General features: G+C 63.8%; 19 protein-coding genes and 2 tRNA genes. 8 read left to right on the top strand and 13 right to left on the bottom strand.

Annotated features, from left to right (window positions below; genetic code table 11):
• Positions 1–24 precede the first annotated feature (24 nt).
• A complete protein-coding gene (locus AC1MEQ_RS18225; protein ID WP_479792729.1) occupies positions 25–1,488 on the bottom strand; it encodes a S1C family serine protease in 1,464 nt (487 codons plus the stop codon).
• A 261-nt stretch (positions 1,489–1,749) separates the two neighbouring features.
• Between AC1MEQ_RS18225 and AC1MEQ_RS18220 the strand changes: the two genes are divergently transcribed.
• Both AC1MEQ_RS18220 and AC1MEQ_RS18215 read left to right on the top strand, forming a co-directional pair.
• Complete coding sequence (locus AC1MEQ_RS18220) at positions 1,750–3,831, top strand: TPM domain-containing protein (protein WP_479792728.1); 2,082 nt, start codon at positions 1,750–1,752, stop codon at positions 3,829–3,831.
• Positions 3,832–3,911: 80 nt separating this feature from the next.
• Positions 3,912–4,679: a PspA/IM30 family protein gene (locus AC1MEQ_RS18215; RefSeq protein ID WP_479792727.1), complete on the top strand. Its 768-nt coding sequence runs from the start codon at positions 3,912–3,914 to the stop codon at positions 4,677–4,679.
• Between the two features lie 561 nt (positions 4,680–5,240).
• On the opposite strand, the gene AC1MEQ_RS18210 is transcribed toward AC1MEQ_RS18215, so the two are convergent.
• Positions 5,241–5,918, bottom strand: a complete 678-nt coding sequence (locus AC1MEQ_RS18210; RefSeq protein WP_479792726.1) for a hypothetical protein — start codon at positions 5,916–5,918, stop codon at positions 5,241–5,243.
• Positions 5,902–6,333, bottom strand: a complete 432-nt coding sequence (locus AC1MEQ_RS18205; RefSeq protein WP_479792725.1) for an HIRAN domain-containing protein — start codon at positions 6,331–6,333, stop codon at positions 5,902–5,904. The genes AC1MEQ_RS18210 and AC1MEQ_RS18205 overlap by 17 nt, the downstream gene beginning before the upstream one ends.
• A 241-nt stretch (positions 6,334–6,574) precedes the next feature.
• Between AC1MEQ_RS18205 and AC1MEQ_RS18200 the strand changes: the two genes are divergently transcribed.
• Complete coding sequence (locus AC1MEQ_RS18200; RefSeq protein ID WP_479792724.1) at positions 6,575–7,030, top strand: DUF732 domain-containing protein; 456 nt, start codon at positions 6,575–6,577, stop codon at positions 7,028–7,030.
• On the opposite strand, the gene AC1MEQ_RS18195 is transcribed toward AC1MEQ_RS18200, so the two are convergent.
• The 4 genes from AC1MEQ_RS18195 to AC1MEQ_RS18180 all read right to left on the bottom strand — a co-directional run bounded on the left by AC1MEQ_RS18195 (position 7,027) and on the right by AC1MEQ_RS18180 (position 9,130).
• Complete coding sequence (locus tag AC1MEQ_RS18195) at positions 7,027–7,239, bottom strand: hypothetical protein (protein WP_479792723.1); 213 nt, start codon at positions 7,237–7,239, stop codon at positions 7,027–7,029. The genes AC1MEQ_RS18200 and AC1MEQ_RS18195 overlap by 4 nt on opposite strands.
• Positions 7,240–7,446: 207 nt before the next feature.
• Positions 7,447–8,004, bottom strand: a complete 558-nt coding sequence (locus tag AC1MEQ_RS18190) for a hypothetical protein (RefSeq protein ID WP_479792722.1) — start codon at positions 8,002–8,004, stop codon at positions 7,447–7,449.
• 83 nt (positions 8,005–8,087) lie between these two features.
• On the bottom strand, positions 8,088–8,288 hold the full coding sequence (locus AC1MEQ_RS18185) for a hypothetical protein (protein ID WP_479792721.1): 201 nt from the start codon (positions 8,286–8,288) through the stop codon (positions 8,088–8,090).
• 188 nt (positions 8,289–8,476) lie between these two features.
• Complete coding sequence (locus AC1MEQ_RS18180; RefSeq protein ID WP_479792720.1) at positions 8,477–9,130, bottom strand: hypothetical protein; 654 nt, start codon at positions 9,128–9,130, stop codon at positions 8,477–8,479.
• A 91-nt stretch (positions 9,131–9,221) separates the two neighbouring features.
• Here AC1MEQ_RS18180 and AC1MEQ_RS18175 point away from each other — a divergent pair, with 91 nt between their 5' ends.
• Genes AC1MEQ_RS18175 through AC1MEQ_RS18160 form a run of 4 tightly spaced genes read left to right on the top strand, consistent with a single transcriptional unit; the run spans position 9,222 to position 11,302 of the window.
• The gene (locus tag AC1MEQ_RS18175) at positions 9,222–9,569 is read left to right on the top strand and encodes a hypothetical protein (RefSeq protein ID WP_479792719.1); all 348 of its coding nucleotides are present in this window, start codon (positions 9,222–9,224) and stop codon (positions 9,567–9,569) included.
• Positions 9,554–9,781 (top strand): hypothetical protein, encoded by a 228-nt coding sequence (locus AC1MEQ_RS18170; RefSeq protein WP_479792718.1) that lies wholly within the window; start codon positions 9,554–9,556, stop codon positions 9,779–9,781. The genes AC1MEQ_RS18175 and AC1MEQ_RS18170 overlap by 16 nt, the downstream gene beginning before the upstream one ends.
• Entirely contained in the window at positions 9,778–10,137 is a 360-nt protein-coding gene (locus AC1MEQ_RS18165; RefSeq protein ID WP_479792717.1) for a hypothetical protein, read from the top strand. Before AC1MEQ_RS18170 ends, AC1MEQ_RS18165 begins: the two co-directional genes overlap by 4 nt.
• A complete protein-coding gene (locus tag AC1MEQ_RS18160; RefSeq protein WP_479792716.1) occupies positions 10,130–11,302 on the top strand; it encodes a site-specific integrase in 1,173 nt (390 codons plus the stop codon). Before AC1MEQ_RS18165 ends, AC1MEQ_RS18160 begins: the two co-directional genes overlap by 8 nt.
• A 94-nt stretch (positions 11,303–11,396) precedes the next feature.
• On the opposite strand, the gene AC1MEQ_RS18155 is transcribed toward AC1MEQ_RS18160, so the two are convergent.
• From AC1MEQ_RS18155 to AC1MEQ_RS18130, 6 genes are all read right to left on the bottom strand, one after another.
• Positions 11,397–11,470: transfer RNA gene (locus AC1MEQ_RS18155), tRNA-Met, on the bottom strand.
• A gap of 59 nt (positions 11,471–11,529) precedes the next feature.
• The gene (locus AC1MEQ_RS18150; RefSeq protein WP_479792715.1) at positions 11,530–12,666 is read right to left on the bottom strand and encodes an acyl-CoA dehydrogenase family protein; all 1,137 of its coding nucleotides are present in this window, start codon (positions 12,664–12,666) and stop codon (positions 11,530–11,532) included.
• Positions 12,667–12,731: 65 nt separating this feature from the next.
• Positions 12,732–13,649, bottom strand: coding sequence for a cytochrome b/b6 domain-containing protein (locus AC1MEQ_RS18145; protein WP_479796178.1), 918 nt, complete (start codon positions 13,647–13,649; stop codon positions 12,732–12,734).
• Between the two features lie 165 nt (positions 13,650–13,814).
• Positions 13,815–13,888: transfer RNA gene (locus AC1MEQ_RS18140), tRNA-Met, on the bottom strand.
• Positions 13,889–14,029: 141 nt separating this feature from the next.
• The gene (locus AC1MEQ_RS18135; protein ID WP_479792714.1) at positions 14,030–17,035 is read right to left on the bottom strand and encodes a UPF0182 family membrane protein; all 3,006 of its coding nucleotides are present in this window, start codon (positions 17,033–17,035) and stop codon (positions 14,030–14,032) included.
• Between the two features lie 137 nt (positions 17,036–17,172).
• Positions 17,173–18,285, bottom strand: a complete 1,113-nt coding sequence (locus AC1MEQ_RS18130) for a YlbL family protein (protein ID WP_479792713.1) — start codon at positions 18,283–18,285, stop codon at positions 17,173–17,175.
• A 158-nt stretch (positions 18,286–18,443) separates the two neighbouring features.
• Between AC1MEQ_RS18130 and AC1MEQ_RS18125 the strand changes: the two genes are divergently transcribed.
• Entirely contained in the window at positions 18,444–19,919 is a 1,476-nt protein-coding gene (locus AC1MEQ_RS18125; protein WP_479792712.1) for a zinc-dependent metalloprotease, read from the top strand.
• The last annotated feature ends 50 nt before the right edge of the window (positions 19,920–19,969 follow it).

The raw sequence follows: 19,969 nt of genomic DNA, 5'->3' as shown, positions 1-19,969 counted from the left end.
GACCGGTTGTCCGCTGCTGATGCGCTACTTCTGGGGCAGCTCGCCCAGCGTGACGTCGGCCGATTGCTGCTTCCCGCCACGGGTATAGGAGATCGTCGTCTTGTCCCCCTGCGCGTGTTCCCGGATGGCCGCGGTCAGGGACTGGCTATCGGAGATCTCCCGCTCCCCGACCTGGGTGATGACATCGCCGGACTTCAGCCCCGCCTTGTCCGCTCCCGAGCCGGGAGTCACCTCCTGGACCTCGGCACCCACGCTGAACTGCGTCCCGGAATCCGCTGGCTTTGCCTTGACGGTCACACCCAACAGGCCGTGGGTGGCGCTCCCGTTGTCGATGATGTCGTGGGCGATGCGCTGGGCGTAATCGATGGGGATGGCGAAGCCGACACCGATGGACCCGCTGCTGTCGCCGCTCGAACTCGAACCACCAGCCGAGGCAATGGCGACGTTCACACCGATGATCTCCCCGGAGGCGTTGACCAGGGCGCCACCGGAGTTGCCGTGGTTGATGGCCGCATCGGTCTGGATCACGTTGATGTAGATCGACCCGCCGCCCGAGCTCTGCTGCTGGCCCGGAACCTGGAAGTTGAACTGGTTTCCGTCTCCCGACGAGCCGTCGGACGCCTTGTCTTTCGGCACCGCCGACGAGGCAACGCTGATGGTGCGGTTGAGCGTGGAGATGATGCCGTCGGTGACCGTTCCGCTCAGGCCGAGTGGGGCTCCGATGGCAATCGCTGCGTCGCCAACGTTCATCTCGGAGGACTTGCCCAGGGTGGCGGGCTGCAGGCCCTTCGCATCGACCTTGATCACGGCCAGGTCGGATAGTGGGTCGGTCCCGACAACGGTGGCTTTGTGCACCTGGCCGTCGCTGGTCCGTACGGTGATGTTCGGGTTGGAGACGGCACCCCCTAGCGTTACGACGTGGGTATTGGTGAGGATGTGCCCTTCCTTGTCCAGGATGATGCCGGATCCCGAACCTGCCTGGCTTTGCCCATCGACCTCGATGGTCACGACACTCGGCGAGGCCTTCGCAGCCGCCGCGGTCACCGCGGTCACGTTGTCCGGGTTGTTGATGACGACTGCCTGGTCCTTCTGCGAAGATGAGGCCACCGGCTGGCCTGAACCATCCATGAGGTAGTTGGCGCCGACCGCACTGCCTCCGCCGATCAGTGCGGCAATGATCATCCCGGAGACCAGCGTGGTCGAGCCAAAACGCTTGGGTTGGCGGCGTGGTGCCGGGCCGAACGAGGCACCCGGAGGGTAGAAGCCGCCCCCTGCCGGGCCACCCGCACCCGGTGCGCCGGTTGCAGCATACTGCGCGGTCCGGGGGTGGGCGTTCGTTGGCGGGTATTCGGCGGTCGCCGGGCCGCTGGCTGCCTGCGGCGGAGTCTGCGGGCGGGGCGGGACGGCTGGGCCGTCGTTGGGTTGTCCGCTTCCGTCGGCCGCCTCGTTTCCCTGGCCGTTGGAGTAGGTGTTCCGGTCCTCGCTCATGTCTTTGTGTCCTTTCTGGGGTTCCTTGCCTCCAACTATGACAAGGCGCGCTGTGTTCCGAAAAAGCTTTACCTAAGCGCAACCTGTGAGAGCACCATGCCACAACCCGGCACGCTACCGGGTAGGCCGTGCCGTTGTGGACGACCCCAGACCATACCCATAGAATCAACAGGGACGGCTGCGTGCCATCGGCCACCGGGTCCCACGACCCGATCGGCAACTTTTGACTCGATGGCCGTCACCGATATCGAAGGGTGATCCATGCGATCCATTGCCAGACGAGTATCGGCAGCTGCCGGTTTCGTGCTGATGTCCATCCTGCTGTTGGCAGGGCCAGCCTCGGCGGAACCGCCAGTGACGATCCCGCCGGGCGAATATGTGGTGGACTCCTCGGGTGTACTGGGCAACGAGGCAGACCGGGTGGACCAGGCTGTCAACGAGTTGCAGCAGAGCGAAGGGCTTAACCTCTACGTCATCTACGTCGACGAGTTCACCGACCCTTCCGACATGGACGCGTGGGTCAAGGCCGTTGCCGAGAAGAAGGGGATGGGCCCATCCGACAGCATCCTGGCCATCGCGACCGACTCCCGGCAACTACGCCTGAAGTCAGACAACGACGGGGACATCGCCCCGTTCGACGCGGACATCGCCAAGGAATACATCACCCCTGAACTGCGCAAGGACAACCTGACGGCCAGCGACTGGGCCGGAGCAGCAGAGAACGCAGTGCAGGGCATCGAAGCGGCCGCCGCGGGAGAACGCGGTTCCGGGACAGCCCCCGGCGGCAATACGGACACCTCATCGGGCGGGTCGGCCGCGCCGTGGATCATCGGTGGGGTCATCGTCGTCGGCGGCGGCACCCTGTGGGTGCTCGCGCGGCGGAAGAAGGCCAACGGACCTGCACGGCAGCCACTCCCCCGGCCCGCCGAAGATGGCCCCCAGGATCCGTTCGCATCTCTGAGCGTTGAAGAACTCCGCTTGAAGGCCGGCCCCCTGCTGATCGCCGCGGATGACGCGATCCGTTCCAGCGAACAGGAAATCGGATTCGCCATGGCGGAGTTCGGCCAGGACTCGGTCAAGCCGTTCACCGCGGATCTGGCAACCGCAAGGGAACACCTCAACGAGTCCTTCAAGCTGCAGCAGCAACTCGACGACTCGATCCCCGATACCGAGGCAGACCAGCGAAAATGGCTCGGCGACATCATCCGTCGCTGCGAGGCCGTCAACGACTCCCTGGAGGAGCACCGTGAGGACTTCGCCGCACTGCGTGAACTCGAGCGCAACGCCCCACAAGCGGCAGCGACCCTGAAGAACGAGATGGCGGGCTTGCGCGCAGAGCTCGACACGGCTCAGTCCTCCCTATCCGGCCTATCGGACAGGTACGCGGATTCCGCCCTGGCCCAGGTGCGGGACAATGTCGAGCAGGCCGGCGATCGCATCGACTTCATCGAGGAGTGCGTCGACACCGCCGAGAAAAAGATCGCCGCGGCCGAAACCGCCGAAGCCGCCGTCGTCGTACGCGCCGGTGAGGAAGCCGTCGACCAGGCCCGTGTACTCATCGGCGCGATCGGGAAGACAGGGGCAGGCCTCGACACGGCGCATGCGGAACTTGATACGCAGATCGCTGAAGCCACACAGGATCTCGCCCAGGCACGCTCCCTGGCCGCGGCTGGGGAGCACCCTGAGCTCTCCGTTCCCATCGCTTCACTGGAGGATGCACTGGGCCAGGTCCAGCAGTCCCGGGAAGCCGAACGGCTCGATCCCGTCGCGCGGCTCTCAACGCTCTCCCGGGCCCGCGAGACGTTGGATGGACCGTTGGGCGCCGTGCGGGACCGGACGGAGCGTGCGCGCCGCGCCAGCGCGTCCCTGCAGTCCGCACTGCGCACGGCCCAGGACAGGATCAACGGCACCGATGACTTCATTCGCGCCCGTCGCGGCGGCGTCGGCGCGACAGCCAGGACCCGCTTGGCCGAGGCCCAGAGGCACCTCGACGAGGCACTGCGCGTTGCCGGGACCGACCCGGTGTCCGCCCTGCAATTTGCCCAACGTGCATCGATGCTCGCAGACCAGTCAGCACGTCAGGCTGAAACCGACGTCGATGGATTCGGTGGCGGCGGATTCGGCGGAGGCGGCTACGGCGGAGGCGGCTACGGTCGCGGGAATGGGATGGGCGGTGCCCTCCTCGGTGGCATCCTCTTGGGCTCGATCCTCGGCGGCGGGGACGGAGGAGACGACGGCGGCATCTTCGGTGGCGGCGGATTCGGCGGCTTCGGCGGCGGCGGGGGTGGCGGTGGCTTCGGCGGCGGCGGATTCGGCGGTGGTGGCGGAGGAGGCAACTTCTGACCTCACCGTGTAGACAGGATTCCGGCGGCGCGGCTGCCGGGTGCAGGACCAGACCAGTAAAACCAGTGGAAGGTGACATCGTGATCAAACAGTCAATCTTTGGACGCATCGCCCAGCTTGCCAAGGCCAACGTCAACTCGATGATCGATTCGGCCGAGGACCCGCAGAAGATGCTGGATCAGATGGTGCGTGATTACACAAACAACATCGCCGAAGCCGAGACTGCGGTCGCACAGACGATCGGGAACCTCCGCATGCTCCAGCAGGACCATCAGGAGGACCAGGAGAATGCCCGTGATTGGGGCAATAAGGCCCTGGCAGCCTCGCGCAAGGCAGATGAGTTCCGTAGTGCGGGCAAGGACGGGGACGCCACGAAGTTCGACAATCTGGCCAAAATCGCCATCGAGCGCCAGATGCAGTCCGAAGGCGAGGCCAAGTCAGCCCAACCGACGATTGCCTCGCAGGAGGAGATCGTCGAGAAGCTCAAAAGCGGGTTGAACGCGATGAAGGGCAAGCGGCAGGAGCTCGTCGCCAAACGCGACGGGCTGGTGGCGCGCGCCAAGGCAACACAGGCCCAGTCACAGGTTCAGGATGCGCTCAAGAGCATCGACATCATGGACCCGACCAGCGAGGTGTCGCGATTCGAGGAAAAGGTCCGTCGCGAGGAAGCCCGTATGCAGGGGGCCGCGGAGCTGTCAGCGTCCAGTCTGGACGCTCAATTCGAATCGCTCGAGGACCTCGGGGAACAGACCGAGGTCGAGGCTCGCTTGGCCGCACTGAAGTCCGGCGGGGCTCCCACCGCCGCGCTGGGCTCCGGCGAGCCGGAATCCACTCCCAGCGGATCGTGATCATTGGCGGGCCCGCGACCTAGCGGATGCGGACCCATCGGCCATGACAAAGGACCCCCGATCTGGCAAGATGCCTGATCGGGGGTCCTTCTCTCGTTGCGGGGACAGGATTTGAACCTGTGACCTCCGGGTTATGATCCGACCGTCTCGCACTGTCCACGCGTGTCCAATCCAGTCCACTGCATCCCAGTGGCGACACGGGAATGTGTCAGTTCATGTTCCCGAGTAATCACCCATCGTTACCGTTAATACCGATGAATAAGCGGTGAGCGCGAACAGTGCGCGGCATCGGCACAGGCTCCCCTCCTGTGGCGGCTCCAGGACTTCCAGTCCCCGCGTTCCTGCCTCCCCCGCGTAACCAGTGGAGGCCCGGTGTTTCACACCCTCATTCCTGGCCCTACCGGGGCCGACCGTTGCAAAGGCCACGCGACGGGTTGCGCCAGCCTGTCACGGAAACCGTGGCGGGCTACAGGCGTCGGCATATCGCGGATGGGGAGCGGGGCGGTGGCGAAACTTTGGGGCAGGGGGTCAGCAAAGGCAACAGCTCCCGCAGGGAGTCCGCTAGTCCGTAGAGCTGCCGTACCGTTCAATCAGTCCCAAGGCTCTGACAATCCAATAGGCGCCGCCCTTGACCCGGTACTGCGCGGATTGTTGGCATATAGCTTTGAAATATGGTGTGCCGTTCTCGAAAACGGTTACTTGACCAGGGTTTCCGTGAAACATCTTCCCGTTTATGAAGATGTCGGCCAGTTGGATTGAGTCCAGTTTGTTGGTCATGCCCTTTGAGTGGTCCGTGGCCGCGTCCCCCAATGTCAGGCTGACAAATCGCGTTTGACCGTAGGGCAATTTTTCGTCTTCGCTGAGCTCGCCCATATCGCCAGTGAAATAGAGTGCCGTCGTTTCCCATCGCTGTATTTCTCTCAGCAACGACGACACCTCCTGCCCTGCATCACGATGATTCTTGGCGAGTGTCCTAAGTACCTTTTGTACGTTTAGCGGTTCTCCGGGAAGCAAGGCAAGTTTGCGCACCGATATCGCCAGGTGCTGCCACGAATAGACCTCGTCCAAGGGGACTTCCACGAATGGTTTCAGCTGTCCAGGAGAGATTTTCAGACGCATTAGCGCCGGCGGTAATTTGACGGCTGCAGGGTGGTGTCTAACCACCGTGCCCTCGCGTATAAACTCGGCCAACAGATCCTCGTCCGTGTAGCGTTCGCCGGTATTACGCTTGCCCGCCATTCTGCACCGCCTTGCGCAGCGCAGGGAGTGTGGGGAGTTTCAGGAGGATACTGCCACGGCTGGTGGTCGCGTCGAGTTTGAGTGCGCCGGCCTTGGCGATGAGTGCCACATATGCGGCGGCTTGCGCACGGGTGAGGTATCCGACTTTCCTACCGTCGTGCCTGATGATGGCCACGGCGTTGGGATCGTACTCGTTGTCCGGTTCGGGGACTGCAATGACGGTGCGGATCCTGAGCCTGTCGCGCTCCTGGTCGGTGACGTATGCCCATGTGCCGACGCATCGCAGTTGCTTTGTGGGGAGGTCGGGGAAGTATGCAAGCCGCGGGTAGGTCAGGTGCTCTATCTTCACGTCCTCGTCGGAACCGTCGTCGTCGAGGTCGGTGCTGCTGTCGTTCTCCCCGCGGCTGGCCAGCACGGGTGCTACTAGTTTGGCGTCGGGTGGTCCAACGGTGGGCATCGCTGCCGGTTCAGTTTTGGCGGGTCCCATGATCCATCCGAGCACCTTGAGCACGAGCCATAGAGCCGCGCCAATAACTACGACTACCCAAAATGTCCGCATCGTCCCCCCACGAATGTTTTCGCCACCACGGCTGGCCACAGTCTACGGGCGTTCACTGCATCTGGATTCCCTAAACGTCGGTGCTTGATGCTTCAATATGTCCATGAATACTTGGGGGAAATCACTCACGTCTGTCCTGTCCGTCGCCGTGCTCATTGCGCTAAGTGGCTGTGCCGCGAACTCTTCCGCTTCGGCGCCGGCTACGGCATCGCCAAGTTCGGTAGCACCATCCACAGATGAACCAGCCGCGCCGTCCGCATCGAGCAAACCTGCCGAAGACATTCCGACAGCGGAACTAGCTTCGGATCCTGTGGAGGGCGTCTTCCTGGAGAGGGTCCGTGAGTCCCAGCCGGGACTAACCGATGCCGCCGACGAAGATCTTCTGTTGATCGGCACATCGTTCTGCACCATGTATGACAACGGTGCGGCATCGAGCGACGTCAACGACTACATCCTTACTGCGGCCGGCGTGGAGTACACGCTCCAAGAGCTGGTTACCGTTCACGGGGCCGCAGTCGGCGCGTTCTGCCCCGAGCACATCGACAAGCTCTAGAAAACAGTGGCATGCTGGCCTGCCTTGATGTCCAGGTCTTTCAACGGCGTCACGAGGTAGCTGTCGCGCCAGCCGGAAGTAGCCCGTCGAGTGGATAGCTGCTCCCACGTGATCTTGCCGTCGTTGAACGCCTTGAGCCGGGCTTTGCCCATGATCTTCTGCTGCGTATCCGGCGTTAGATTGTCGAACCACTCCCGCGAGTCCGGCATGTCGTTAGACGGTTCGTCGACAGTTGCGAATCCGAGATCCTTCCACGACTTCGTGACGGGGATCCGGGCACAACGGCCTTGATGATGATCGAGCGGCCCCGGCTCATCTACATCGTGACGGGTACCGTGCTACACGAGGCAGGAGATACACGTCCTTGCGTCCAACGATGCACCCCATTCCCAGCCGTCGAGTACATCACGGTACGCCTAATCGGAGACGAGAGCCGCGGTTCTTCCGGCGTCGAGGACCTCGGTTCTGGCGATCATCATGGCACGGGTCAGGCCGCCATTGAATTTGCCTTCGGTACGCTTCAGGATCCGCCGGCCGGTCACCCGTGGTGAGTCGCCGACTGCCACCGCGCGCACGAGCTCGGCCTTCATTGCTGCGGCCATGTCGGTGGCGAGCGGTTTGGAGAGCGCGTGAATCTGTTCCGTGGACCGTTTCACGATTGCGTCGAGTGGTACCGCGGTGAGCGCGTCAGCGGACAGTGGGACGCCGGGCGGCATCTGTGCCTGGATCATCGCCCGTTGGCTGTCCGCTGCGTCTCTGACGACTTCTGCCAGGTCGGGGACGAGCGTGTCCCCCACGAGATCAGCCAACTCCTGCGAGCGCGTCGCGGCCAACTCGAGGGCAGCAGCGAGACGCTTGTTCCGGGCGGCTTGAGCATAGGACACCCTGCCATCCTTGGCCCCTGCCATCAGGTCGTTGAGTGCGTCCGTGAACTCCGCCCCGAGTCCATCCCACGTCTCGACCCATGCCCGCACGAGGGCGACGATGTGCTCGTCGCTGAGCTTGCCCAGCCGTGCGCGTGCATCCTTGCCCAGCTAAAGGACCCCGTCGTGGATGCTCACGCCTTGGCCGCTTCGATCGAGTCGGCGATCGTGTCGCGGAGGACGAGCTCGGCGCTCCACAGGACGGATTCGGCGTAGGCGTCGAGCGTGAGTCCGGCGCAGCTTCCGTGGTCTTCGCCGACCATGGCCAGCAGGTCTTGCACGGCGAACTTGGCGGCGAGCGCTTGCTCCCGGATGGTCGACTGGTGAACGTCCACGGTGTCTCCTACAGGTCCTTGATACTGGTCATGGTCGGGATGATCCGATGAGCGGTTGTGGTGGACTCCGATGCGCCCGTTCGCAGCCCACAGCAGCGGGTTACTCCGCATTCGCAAGGGCTGCACGTGGGCCCGACGTGGGCGGCTACCGTCTGCTCACCGGTTTCCCTCATCGGAATCACACTCCCCTACGCGAACGTGAGGCCGGCGGACATTGCCTGCCGCAATGTGTCAGTGATCGGGTCGCCGTACTTGTCCAGGTAGTCCGTGCCAAGCACGGTGATGTGCACATCGTGCGTCGGTCCGAACATGTTGTTCAGGTCGCGCAAGTCGTCGGGCGTCTTCCCCTTTGCCAGCCAATACCGGATGACCTGCGCCCGCGTCTCAATGGCCAGGGCATCCCACAGCATTCCCGCTGCCTTGCCCGCGTAGGACTGCGTGCTGTGCCCGGTGCTCTCACCGGGAATCTCGGCACGCTCCCACTTCGCCTCGTCGACGGCTTCGAGCTGCGCCAGGATCTTCTGCACTTCGGCTTCCTGTTTCTCTGCCTGCTTGCGGATGCCTGCCGCCTGCTTCTCCAGCTCCGCGGCCTCTGCGCTCAACACGTCGTGCTGGGCTGCGTGAAGGTTCCGGGCTGCTTCGGTCGCTGCCTGGTCGTAGGCGCGGGCCTTCCGCTCGAGGGACTGGATCTGCAGGGTGATGCGCTCGGCTGCGCTCTCGTCTGCGAGGATCTGGGCACCCGCGTCGGCGTCGAGCTGCTGGGCGTCGACCCGTGCTGCTGCCGCCTTGGCGTTCCATTCATCCACGGTTGCCTGGGCCTTGTCTGCGGCCTTCTGTGCCATCACCGAAGCTACCGCCACCGCCCGCCCGATGTGGGATCAGTGGTCCCGCGAAGACTTCCGCCGCCACCTGTCGCACTCGTCTTGCCACGGCATGCTCCGCACTCCGAATGACATCCCCATCGGCACCCTCGGGATCACCAAGTGGAGCCGCGTCTCCCCCACCGGCTGGGAGTACCTGGTCGTTGACGTGAACACCGCCGCCGCAACCGCACACCACGGGATCTGGGGCGACGAGGAGGCCATTGCCCACATGCTCCTCCACGTCGAGCACAGAACCGATTGTGCGGGCAGCGAACCCACACTATGGACCGACGCTGAACGCCTGCACCATCGGGACGCCATGGACCGCATGGGCTGGGCCCCCCTCAAGTGCGACGTCCTCTGCGAAGGCGGTGTCATGGTCGAGTGGCAGGAGGCCGGTAAATGCGTGCGGCAGTGAAGTGCAGCAGGTGCGGGCGCCGGTACCGCGGGCATGGCGACTGGAACATCGTCTTCTCCAAAGGCGTCGTGACCGGCAACCTGTGCCCCGAGTGCCAGACCCCGGAGGAAAACGCCGAAGCAGTAATCAACGAGGAAACCCTCGGCTACGAGGCCTGGCGTCTGGATGCCTTCGGGCGACTCGTTGTCGAGCCGAATAGCGAAGTCCTATGAGCGAGTTCAAGGAGCCGAAGGGCGTCAACGGGTATATCGAGATCATCGGTGCCGAACGGTCTTACTGGATCGACCGGGTCACGTTCAAGGAGATGCTTCTGAAAGTCGCCGAGGACTACGCGGAGTCGCTCGGAAACCGTGACACTGCGGCACGGACACCCAACGCTTTCGCAGAAGAGCACGGCATCACGGACCCAGTTGCGCATGAGGCGCTGGTCGCCGAGGTCTTCCCGGCCATCCTTGTCTGGTTCGAGGAAGCCCGGCAGCAGCCCAGGACCCCTCAACGGGCATGGTTCCGCATTGCATACCGGTCCTTCCTGTTCGAGCTCCACGCGGAGGGCCGTCGAGATGCCTAGGCAACCGCTGGCGATCGGGCACCACGGGAAGATCAGCAGTAAGGAGCAAGGCTCCGGCCTCTGGCGGGCCGCCTGCCGTTACAGGGACGACGACGGGGTCACACGGCAGGTCACGGCGACCGGGCGCACAGGAGCGGCCGCTGAGCGGCGTCTCCTGAAGTCCCTGGACAACCGCGGGGCGGCCGGCTCCGTTGAGCTCACCAGCGAATCACGGATCCGCGACCTCGCCCCCATCTGGTGGGAAGAATGTACCGACCGGGACCGGGCGGTCAACACGCGGATCCGGTACAAGGACATCCTCGACCGCATCGTCCTCCCCGGCATCGGGGCATGGCAGATCCACGAGGCCCGGGTGAGCCGTCTCAACCGGTTCATGAAGAAGGTCCGCGACGACCACGGAGCGACCACAGCGAAGCTCATGAAGGCCGTCCTGTTCGGACTGCTGGGGGTGGCCGTCGCGAACGACGTGATCGAGGCCAACCCCATGCGGGAAGTCCAGCAAGTCCGCATCACACCGAAGAAGGTCCGGGCCCTCACCGTTGAGGAGGTCGCCGAGCTGCGGGCAGGGCTCAACGAGTGGCAGCATCACACCGGGAAGGCGGGCCGGCCACGTCCGAATGACCTGCTCGACGTCATCGACATCATGCTGGCCACCGGCTGCCGCATCGGTGAAGCGCTGGTCATCCGGTGGGAGGACGTCGACCTCGGCGCCGAGCACCCGACAGTCACCATCCAAGGCACCGCCGTCTACGTCCCGCACGAGGGCGTGATCTGGCAGAAACATCCGAAGAGCGCGGGATCGCAGCTGACATACCGGCTCCCCCGGTTCGCGGTGAACATGCTGTTGCGCCGGCAGGTCCGGCAGGCAAAGCGAAACGCATACGACGTCGTGTTCCCTTCGGCGTCCGGGACGCTGCGGGATCCGAACAACTACCGGAAGCAATGTCGGGCCGCCCGGACCGGCATCGGTTTCGAGTGGGTCACCCCACACACGTTCCGGAAGTCCGTGGGGACCATCGTGGCGAACGCCGAGGGTCTCACCGCGGCGTCGCAGCAGCTGGGGCACTCCTCGGAGGCGGTGACGAGCAAGCACTACGTGCAGCGGCGGGCCCTGGCACCGGACCCAGCTGCGCTGCTCGAGGCGTTCGGGGAGGCGTCGGTTTGAATGCGGTGAGTTTCCGGTGACTCCGGGAAGAATGTCGCGGAAACGAAAACAACCTCTGACCGGGATTTCTCCTAGTCAGAGGCTGTTTATTTCGTTGCGGGGACAGGATTTGAACCTGTGACCTCCGGGTTATGAGCCCGGCGAGCTACCGAACTGCTCCACCCCGCGTCGCGAGATAAGACTCTACACGAAAGTGGATACCTCCCAAAATCGTGGTGACCTGTGGCCTACTTTTCGGCGATCATCCGTCCAATGATCAGTCGCATGATCTCGTTGCTTCCCTCCAGGATCTGGTGGACGCGGAGGTCTCGCGCAATCTTCTCGAGGCCGTATTCGCTCAGGTAGCCGTACCCGCCGTGGAGCTGAATGGCGGCATTGGCTGTTTCATATCCGGCGTCTGTCGCCACCCGTTTGGCCATGGCGCAGAGTTTCAGGGCATCATCCGCACCGTCGTCCAGTGCCGCTGCCGCGCGCCAGAGAAGAGTCCGGGCCGCGACCAGCTTCGTTTCCATATCTGCCAGTTCGAAGAGCAGCGCCTGCTGGTTGATCAGTGCGCCACCGAAAGCGTGTCGTTCCTTCAGGTAGGCTGCGGATTTTTCCAACGCCGTCTGGCCACCGCCGAGTGAACAAGCGCCGATGTTCAGCCGCCCCCCGTTCAGGCCCTTCATGGCGATGCCGAAACCGTCACCTTCCTCACCTAGGCGGTTGCCGACGGGGACACGAAGGTCCGAGAAGATCACCTGGCGGGTCGGCTGCGCGTTCCATCCCATCTTCTTCTCCAAGGCACCAAAGCTCAATCCATCGGTGCCGGCTGGAACGACGATGGCCGAGATGCCCCGGCTTCCGGTGTCCGCGGTACGGGCCATCACCAAATAGTAGGCTGCGGCGCCGGCTCCGGAGATGAACTGCTTTGTCCCGTTGAGAACGTATTCGTCGCCGTCACGCACTGCCCGGGTGGCAAGTGCCGCCGCATCGGAACCGGCCCCCGGCTCCGTGAGGCAATAGCTGCCCAATTCGTTCATGGTCGCCATGCCGGGGATCCACCGCTCGCGCTGGGCGTCGTCGCCGAACGAATCGATCATCCACGCGACCATGTTGTGGATGGAGATGTAGGCGGCGATGGTCGGGCATGCACGTGCCAATTCCTCGAAGATCAGCACGGCATCGCTGCGCGAGAGCCCGGAGCCTCCGAATTCCTCATCGGCGTAGATGGCTCCCATTCCCAGTTCGCCCGCCTGGGCCAGTACATCGACGGGAAAGTGGTGTTCCTGGTCCCACCGCTCCGCATGTGGAGCGATATTTTCGGTCGCGAAGTCCCGGACCATCTCGACCATCGCTTGTTGCTCGTCATTGAGCTCGAACATGTCTGTCCTTCCGGCCCGTTGGGGCGTGGGTGGTGCCCGGACGAAGTTCCGCCCGGTGCGGTTGGCTAGCGGCTCACCTTGCCCATGATGGAAGCCACGGGCCCGACGAAGATCGGCCGGGCCAAGAAGGTGGCCCCGACCATGACGACGACAGCTATGGCGAAAAACGTGAATCCCAGCCAGCCATGGTCATCACGTGCGGCGAACATGTGGTTCAGGTTGCGCAGGGCACCAGTGCTCAGGACCAATGTCACGTGCACGATGACGAAGAGGACGAAGTAGAGCATCACCGGGAAGTGCAGCGCCCGGGCGGCTTCTATGGGGTATGCGCGGTTGAGCTTCTTGGCCTTTGAAGGCCAGATGGACGACATGCGCAGACCCGTGATGATGGCCAGCGGGGCTGCAACGAAGACCGTGAGGAAATAGGTCAATAACTGCAGGCTGTTGTAGTTCACCCAGCCGTTTTCCAACGGCCAGTTCAGCGATACATACTGCAGTCCGGCCGAAACGGCATTGGGGATGATGTCCCAACTGGTGGGCACGATGCGCCGCCATTGCCCCGTGGCAAAGATCAGGACGAGGAACACGATCCCGTTGACCACCCACAACACATCCAGGCTCAGGTGCAGCCACAAGTCCAGGCTGATGCGCTTCGGCGGCTTCTTGGTCTTGATCAGCCCCTTGTTGTTCCGCACCCAGTGGGCAGCCGGACGCTGGGTGGTGCGCACCTTCCACCCGGTTTGGACCATCAACACGAGGAAGAACGCATTGAGGAAATGCTGCCACCCCAACCAGGCGGGCAACCCCACGGGAGCAGTTTCCGGCAGCGGCACATGGCCGGGGTACTTGGCCATGAAATCCGACAACGGACCCGTGCCGGTCAGCCACCGGGCACCCAGCACCACCAGCGCCAGGAGCACGACGGCGCCCGCGGCGTAGAGACCAAAGCGCACCCAGGGGTTCTGCGCACCATCGGACGGCATGGGGGTTTCCTGATTCACCAGTTGTTCCTCTCGGAGCGGATTGCTGGACACGATAATACTAGGTCTTGCAAGTATTTAGTAGGAGGTCCAAGCGTTTGTGGTCAAAGTATCCGGGCATGCAAAAAGTCCCGGTCGATGTTTCCATCGACCGGGACCTTTCCGTCGTTGCGGGGGCAAGATTTGAACTTGCGACCTCCGGGTTATGAGCCCGGCGAGCTACCGAACTGCTCCACCCCGCGGCGTGCTACAAGCATCCCATCTTCGGTGCCGAACCTCAAATCGAGGGGCCCCGGTGTCATGCAGATCACTGCACGACACCGCGGCCCCTCACAGCTGCCCCGTCCCCGGGACCAGTTGGCCCGCGCTAGACGGGCTGGCCGCTAGCCGCCGGAGCCACTGGCGGGAGCCGACTCATTCTGACCCTGGTCCGAACTGCCGGAGATCTCGCTTTCAGCCTTCAGGGCCTTGGCCAAGGCGTCACTGAGCTTCTTCTGCTCGTTGCCGTAGGCCGCAAAATCGCCCTTGGCGAGGGCTTCCTGACCCGCCTTGATGGCCGCGTCCGCAGCGGACAAGGCCTCCTGGAGCTGCTGTCCTGCATTGGCCGGAGCCGAGTCGGCGGGCTTACCCGGGGATTTGTTGCCGTCCCCTTCGTTGGTTACCGCTCCTGATGAGCCTTCGAAGAGCTGGTCGAGCGCTTCCGACAGGGTGTCGGCAAAACCAACCTTGTCGCCAAAGGACACGAGCACCTTGCGCAGCGTCGGGTACGAAGTTTCACCCGTGGACTGAACGTAGACCGGCTGCACGTACAGGATGCCGCCACCAACCGGCAAGGAAAGCAGGTTGCCGTTGAGGACCTCAGAGGCACCCTGCCGCAGGAGGTTCAGCTGCGTCGACACCGTCGTGTTCGAGTCGAAGTTCTGCTGCGCCTGACCCGGGCCGGGGACCACGGTGTTCCGCGGAAGTTCCAGCAGCCTCAAGGTTCCGTATCCGTCGGCCTTAACCCCCGCCTTGTCTCCGGCGTCGGCTTCCGCCGAGAGGAACCCGTAGAGCACATTTCGCTGCGCACTGCCGGCACTCGTAGCTGGAATGAACGTGCTGGTCAACGAGAACGTTTCCTTTTCCTGCTTCGGCATGCGCAGCGAGAGGTAATACGGCGGCTGCGGGACCGGTGTCTGCGACTTGGTGGGATCGTTGGGGACCGCCCAGGCGTCATTGGATTCGTAGAAGTCGTCAGGATTGGTCACGTGGTACTCCCCGAGCAAGGTTCGCTGCACCTTGAACAGATCCTCGGGGTACCGCACGTGGCTCATCAGTTCACCGGAAATTTCCGACAGGGGCTTCACCGTGGTGGGGAATACCTCTTGCCACGCCCGCAACAGCGGCTCGTCCGGCTCCCATGCGTACAAGTCGACGGAGCCGTCGTAGGCGTCAACTGTGGCCTTGACCGAGTTGCGGATGTAGTTGACCTTCCCGGAGAGGGCATTCGTCCGGTTATCCGCTGTCAGCGAGTCCCGGACCGCCGTATCGAGCTGCTGGGCGGTCGAGTAGGGGAACGAATCGTTGGTGGTGTAGGCGTCCACTATCCACTTCACCCGACCGTCGATAATGGCGGGATATGTGTTCGAATCAACCGTCAAGTACGGAGCGACCTTCTCGACGCGTTCCTTCGGGCCACGGTCGTAGAGGATCTGCGACTCGCTGTTGATGGCGTCCGAGAGCAGAAGATCAGTGGAGCTGAACTTCAGCGAGTAGACCAGGCGGTTGAAGAAGTTGCCGACCAGCGGCCCGCCATCGCCCTCGAAGGTGGTCTTGGCATCGCCTTCCCCTGACTTGTCCGACGGCCGGTCAAGCTCCCTGGGGACCCACCCCTCGGGACCACCCACGACGGAGTATTGAGGGGAGTACTCCCCGAAGTAGATGCGCGGCTCGTAGGTGGAGTCGCTGCCGAGTACACCCTTCGTCGGGATCCCGGAGAGCATGAACTCCGGGCGCCCGCCCGGGGCCACCTTGGAACCGTATGCGGCCACGACGCCGTAGCCGTGGGTGTAGGTGACGTGCTGGTTGACCCAGCTGCCCGTTGTATCCACGTTCAGTTCACGCACGGCGATGACAGTGTCTTCCGTCTTGCCATCTACTTCATAGCGGTCGACGTTCAGTGTTGGGGCGAACTTGTAGTAGGTACGGAACTGCTGCAACTGGGCAAATGCGTCGGAGACCAGGTTCGGGTCCAATAGCCGGATGTTCGTGGTGGTGGCCTTGTCCTTGGCCAACGCGTTCTTAGCCGTGTCCACGGTGGCCTTATAGGGACTGGACTGCACGGCATCGAGCCCATAGGCGTTGCGCGTCATCTCGATATTCCGCTTGATGTACGGCTGCTCGAGCGTCTTCTCAGAAGGGACAACCTGGAACTGCTGAACGAGCATCGGATAGATGCCCCCGGCGACAACTGCGGTGACCACGAGCATGGCGGTTCCGACCAGCGGCAACTTCCACCGCCCCATGATGGCACCGATGACGAAGAGCACGGCGACGATGAGCGCTGCGACGACGAGGATCGTCTTGGTGGGGATGACCGCATGGACATCCGTATAGAGCGCACCGGCCACCCGACCTCCCTGGTTCTCCAGGGTGTTGTACCGGTCCAACCAGAAGTTCGCTCCTTGGAGCAACAGGAACAGTGCCGCCGCGATGCTCACGTGCAGTCGGGCGGCCCGGGAAATGGAAACACCGCCGCGTTCCTGGATGCGCACTCCACCGTAGAGATAGTGCGTCAACAGCCCGGCGATCCCGGCGATCAGCACGACGCTGATCAGGTAGCCCACCAGCAGTCCATAAAACGGCATCGAGTTCATGTAGAACGAGAGGTCCTTGTGGAACTGTGGGTCGACCTCCCCATACGGCACCTGGTGGATGAACAGCAGCACTGTCTGCCACTGGGAGGCGACTGCGGTCGCGGCAAACGCGCCGATCACCAGCGGGATGCCCCACATGAGAAGCCGCCGGATGGGTTCGAGCTGCGCCTGATAGCGGGAGATGTTGTCGGTCGCCTGCAGATCCGGAGCGTAGACCGGACGCGTCTTGAAGGCGACTTGGAGACTGGCCCAGATGGCACCGGCCATGATGATGAATGCCACCACGAAGACGGAGACCTTGGTCAGAAGTTCGGTCCAGAACACCCCGGCATAGCCAATCTGGTTAAACCAGAGGACATCTGCGTAGATGTTGGCGAAGAAGATGAACGCCGCCACCAGGATGCCGATGATCACGATGGTCGGAACCAGTGGCGAGGACTTTCTGGGGGGCGCGGCGGGCCGCTGGCCACCGCCGTCGTCGTCTCCGGACCCTTGGGGGCGCCGACCGAACGGGTTGTCAGGACCGAAACTCACTTATTAAACCTCATCGTCAGTACGAGCTACTGGGTACCCCGCAGCAAAGAAGGGGCACGGTGTCCATTCTGCCTTGAGTCAGGTCAACTCGCTAACCCCGCTGTCGTGTTGCGTCCATTGCCCGTCGGCATCGGCCCTCAGCCGCAGCTCGGGAATGAACCGGGATCGGCTCCGGAACCGATGGATTCCACCGCCTTCCGCGCCTGATCCAGGGTCGAGACCTTGATGACCGTGAGCCCTTCGGGGACGCGCCCGACGACGTCGGCGCAGTTGGCGGCAGGGGCCAGGAAGTAGTCGGCTCCCCCTTTTTGCGCGCCAACCAGTTTCTGGGCGATCCCTCCGATGGGCCCGACATTTCCGTCGGCGTCGATGGTCCCCGTTCCGGCGAAGGCTTTTCCTCCGGTCATGTCTCCCTCGGTCAAAGTGTCGATGATCCCCAGGGCCAACATCATGCCCGCGCTGGGACCGCCGACATTGGACAGGCCGAACTTCACGTCGAAGGGGAAGGTGTACTGGGTGCCGAGGTAGACGCCGAGCTGGCGCTGCCCATCGTCGGCCATGGTGGTCTTCGCCGTGATGTCCTTCTTCTTCCCGGCGCGAATGACCGTCAGCTCCGGCGTTTCACCCTGGTCGCCTCGGAGGGACGCCTTGAGCATGTCCAGATCCGTAATCGGCTTCCCGTTGATCTTCTTGAGGACGTCGTCGGTTTGCAACAGCCCCTTGTTCGTCTTCGTGGCCAGCCCGGCCACACGTAGTTGCTCGGTGTACCCGATATCCAGGCTGCCCAGGGCTGCGGCTATCGAATTCTGCTGCGAATCGTCCATTTCGGCCGCGTTGCGGTCGCTGATCTGGTCGTCCGTTGCGCCGCGGGGGTACAAGGCTTCCTCGGGGTAGACATCCTCATGGGGATTGGCCCACGCCTGGAGCACCCGAAGGAAGGGAATGCGGGTCTGTGCTCCACCGAGCACGTAGATGGTCGTCATGTCCAAAGAACCCTCGGCCGGGTAGGTGTCGTGTCCGTCGACGGAGATGATGCGTTTCTCGTTCACGGTGCCCAGCGTGTTCAGGGCAGGGCCGGGCACCTCGACAATATAGGGGGTGGGCACGGCAAGGGCCGTGAATCCCAGAACGACGGCAATGCAGGTCGCCGTGATGAGGCGCCGCTGTGAACGGCGGGGACGGGATGGCGGCGGGGGCGGAAAGGAGGTCTCGTCGCCTGCGCTCTCCTGGGGGTCCTGCGGTTGGGTCACCGTGCCTACTTTTCCTTCCGGCTTTCGCCGGCCCGCGGGGCCGGTGAGCATTCGATCTCCCCAAGGGTACAAGGTGTATCACCGTCTCCGCTGTGCCGACAGCGAACCTCCCGGTGAATCCATAGGGTCTGCCCACAATGCGGGGTTACCGTGGAAACATGGCTGAGAACCCCCCGAACAACCGCCCCGACGGCTCAGACGACCCGGACGATTCCGGGCGTCAGGACCCCTTTTCCGAGATGCTCTCCAACCTCTTCGGTGGACAGCTCCCCGAGGGCGTGGACGCAGCCGATTTGCAGCGGCAGCTCGGCGCCATGGGGATGCCGTCGGACCCCGCTGCCATGCAGGCCATGATGGGCCAGATGCAGGCCATGATGGGGGCCATGTCCTCGGGCGACGGCAGCCCCGTGAATTGGAAACTTGCCCAGGATTCAGCCCGTCAGGCCGCCGCCGGGGACGACCCAAGCGTGACCACTGCCCGGGCCGCGGCGATCAGCGAGGCGGGCCGGCTGGCCGACATGTGGCTCGACCAGGCCACGACTTTTGAAGCATCGCCGTCCGGCTTTTCATCGTATTCCCGGGCCCAGTGGGTGGAGAAGACGCTGCCGCGCTGGAAGAAGCTCACCGAACCGGTGGCCGTCAGTGTTTCCCAGGCCATCAGCACGGCCATGCGCGACCAGGTGCCCGAGGAATTCAAGGCCATGCTCGGCTCGGCCCAAGGCATGTTCCAGAATCTGGGCGGGGCGATGTTCGGCATGCAGCTTGGCACCGCCGTGGGCGGACTGGCCAAGGACGTGCTCGGATCCACCGATATCGGGATCCCGTTGACGACCGAGGCGCCCGCCCTGGTCCCGGCCAACATCTCCCGCTTCGGCGAGGGACTCGACATTCCCGAGCAGGAGGTCCTGCTCTTTGCCGCCCTGCGCGAATCCGCCCATGCACGGCTGTTCCAGCGGGTGCCGTGGCTCCAGGCCCACGTGCTGGGGGCCATCGAGGACTATGCCCGGGGCATCCACATCGACATGTCGCGGATCGAGGAAGCCGTGCGCGACATCGACCCGTCCAACCCCGAATCCCTGCAGGGTGCCGTCACCGAGGGGCTCTTCATGCCGCAGCGCACCGCGGCCCAGGAGGCGGCGCTGGCCAAGCTCGAGACGGCGCTGGCCCTCATCGAGGGCTGGGTGGACGAGGTGGTCGCCGAGGCCGCCGCCAACCTGCCCTCCGCCGCGGCCCTGCGCGAGACAGTGCGCCGTCGCCGCGCGACGGGTGGCCCCGCCGAACAGGCCTTCGCCTCGCTGGTCGGTCTTGAGCTCCGTCCACGGCGACTGCGCGATGCGGCCAAGCTGTGGTCCCTGCTAGCGGACGAACGTGGTTTCGAGGGCCGGGACGCGATCTGGCAGCATCCCGATCTGATGCCGGGCGCCGAGGACCTGGACGATCCCGAGGGCTTTTCCGCGCGCCGTGCCCTGGCCGAGGCCTCTGACGGCGAATTGGACGCGGCGTTGAATCGCCTGCTCGATGGCGGGTACGACTCCCCCGCCGCTTCCGAGACGGACGGGACCGATCAGACGTCCGGTTCCGATGACTCCGGGGATCAGGACGACTCCCCCGGCGGAACCGGCGGACAACGTTAGGTCCTCTCCCCCCAGCCGATTTCGGTAAGGCCGGCTCCTCCACCCGGAGG

It is taken from the genome of Arthrobacter sp. ASL1 (assembly GCF_056680475.1).
Note: the sequence above shows the minus strand (reverse complement) of the source record. Positions and strands in the feature narration are given on the sequence as shown.

What these genes read in the sequence shown, in the direction of transcription:
- AC1MEQ_RS18225 (WP_479792729.1), bottom strand. Translation starts at nt 1,488, where the DNA reads ATGAGCGAGGACCGGAACACCTACTCCAACGGCCAGGGAAACGAGGCG.
- AC1MEQ_RS18220 (WP_479792728.1), top strand. Translation starts at nt 1,750, where the DNA reads ATGCGATCCATTGCCAGACGAGTATCGGCAGCTGCCGGTTTCGTGCTG.
- AC1MEQ_RS18210 (WP_479792726.1), bottom strand. Translation starts at nt 5,918, where the DNA reads ATGGCGGGCAAGCGTAATACCGGCGAACGCTACACGGACGAGGATCTG.
- AC1MEQ_RS18200 (WP_479792724.1), top strand. Translation starts at nt 6,575, where the DNA reads ATGTCCATGAATACTTGGGGGAAATCACTCACGTCTGTCCTGTCCGTC.
- AC1MEQ_RS18195 (WP_479792723.1), bottom strand. Translation starts at nt 7,239, where the DNA reads ATGCCGGACTCGCGGGAGTGGTTCGACAATCTAACGCCGGATACGCAG.
- AC1MEQ_RS18180 (WP_479792720.1), bottom strand. Translation starts at nt 9,130, where the DNA reads ATGGCACAGAAGGCCGCAGACAAGGCCCAGGCAACCGTGGATGAATGG.
- AC1MEQ_RS18175 (WP_479792719.1), top strand. Translation starts at nt 9,222, where the DNA reads ATGCTCCGCACTCCGAATGACATCCCCATCGGCACCCTCGGGATCACC.
- AC1MEQ_RS18170 (WP_479792718.1), top strand. Translation starts at nt 9,554, where the DNA reads ATGCGTGCGGCAGTGAAGTGCAGCAGGTGCGGGCGCCGGTACCGCGGG.
- AC1MEQ_RS18165 (WP_479792717.1), top strand. Translation starts at nt 9,778, where the DNA reads ATGAGCGAGTTCAAGGAGCCGAAGGGCGTCAACGGGTATATCGAGATC.
- AC1MEQ_RS18160 (WP_479792716.1), top strand. Translation starts at nt 10,130, where the DNA reads ATGCCTAGGCAACCGCTGGCGATCGGGCACCACGGGAAGATCAGCAGT.
- AC1MEQ_RS18150 (WP_479792715.1), bottom strand. Translation starts at nt 12,666, where the DNA reads ATGTTCGAGCTCAATGACGAGCAACAAGCGATGGTCGAGATGGTCCGG.
- AC1MEQ_RS18145 (WP_479796178.1), bottom strand. Translation starts at nt 13,649, where the DNA reads ATGCCGTCCGATGGTGCGCAGAACCCCTGGGTGCGCTTTGGTCTCTAC.
- AC1MEQ_RS18125 (WP_479792712.1), top strand. Translation starts at nt 18,444, where the DNA reads ATGGCTGAGAACCCCCCGAACAACCGCCCCGACGGCTCAGACGACCCG.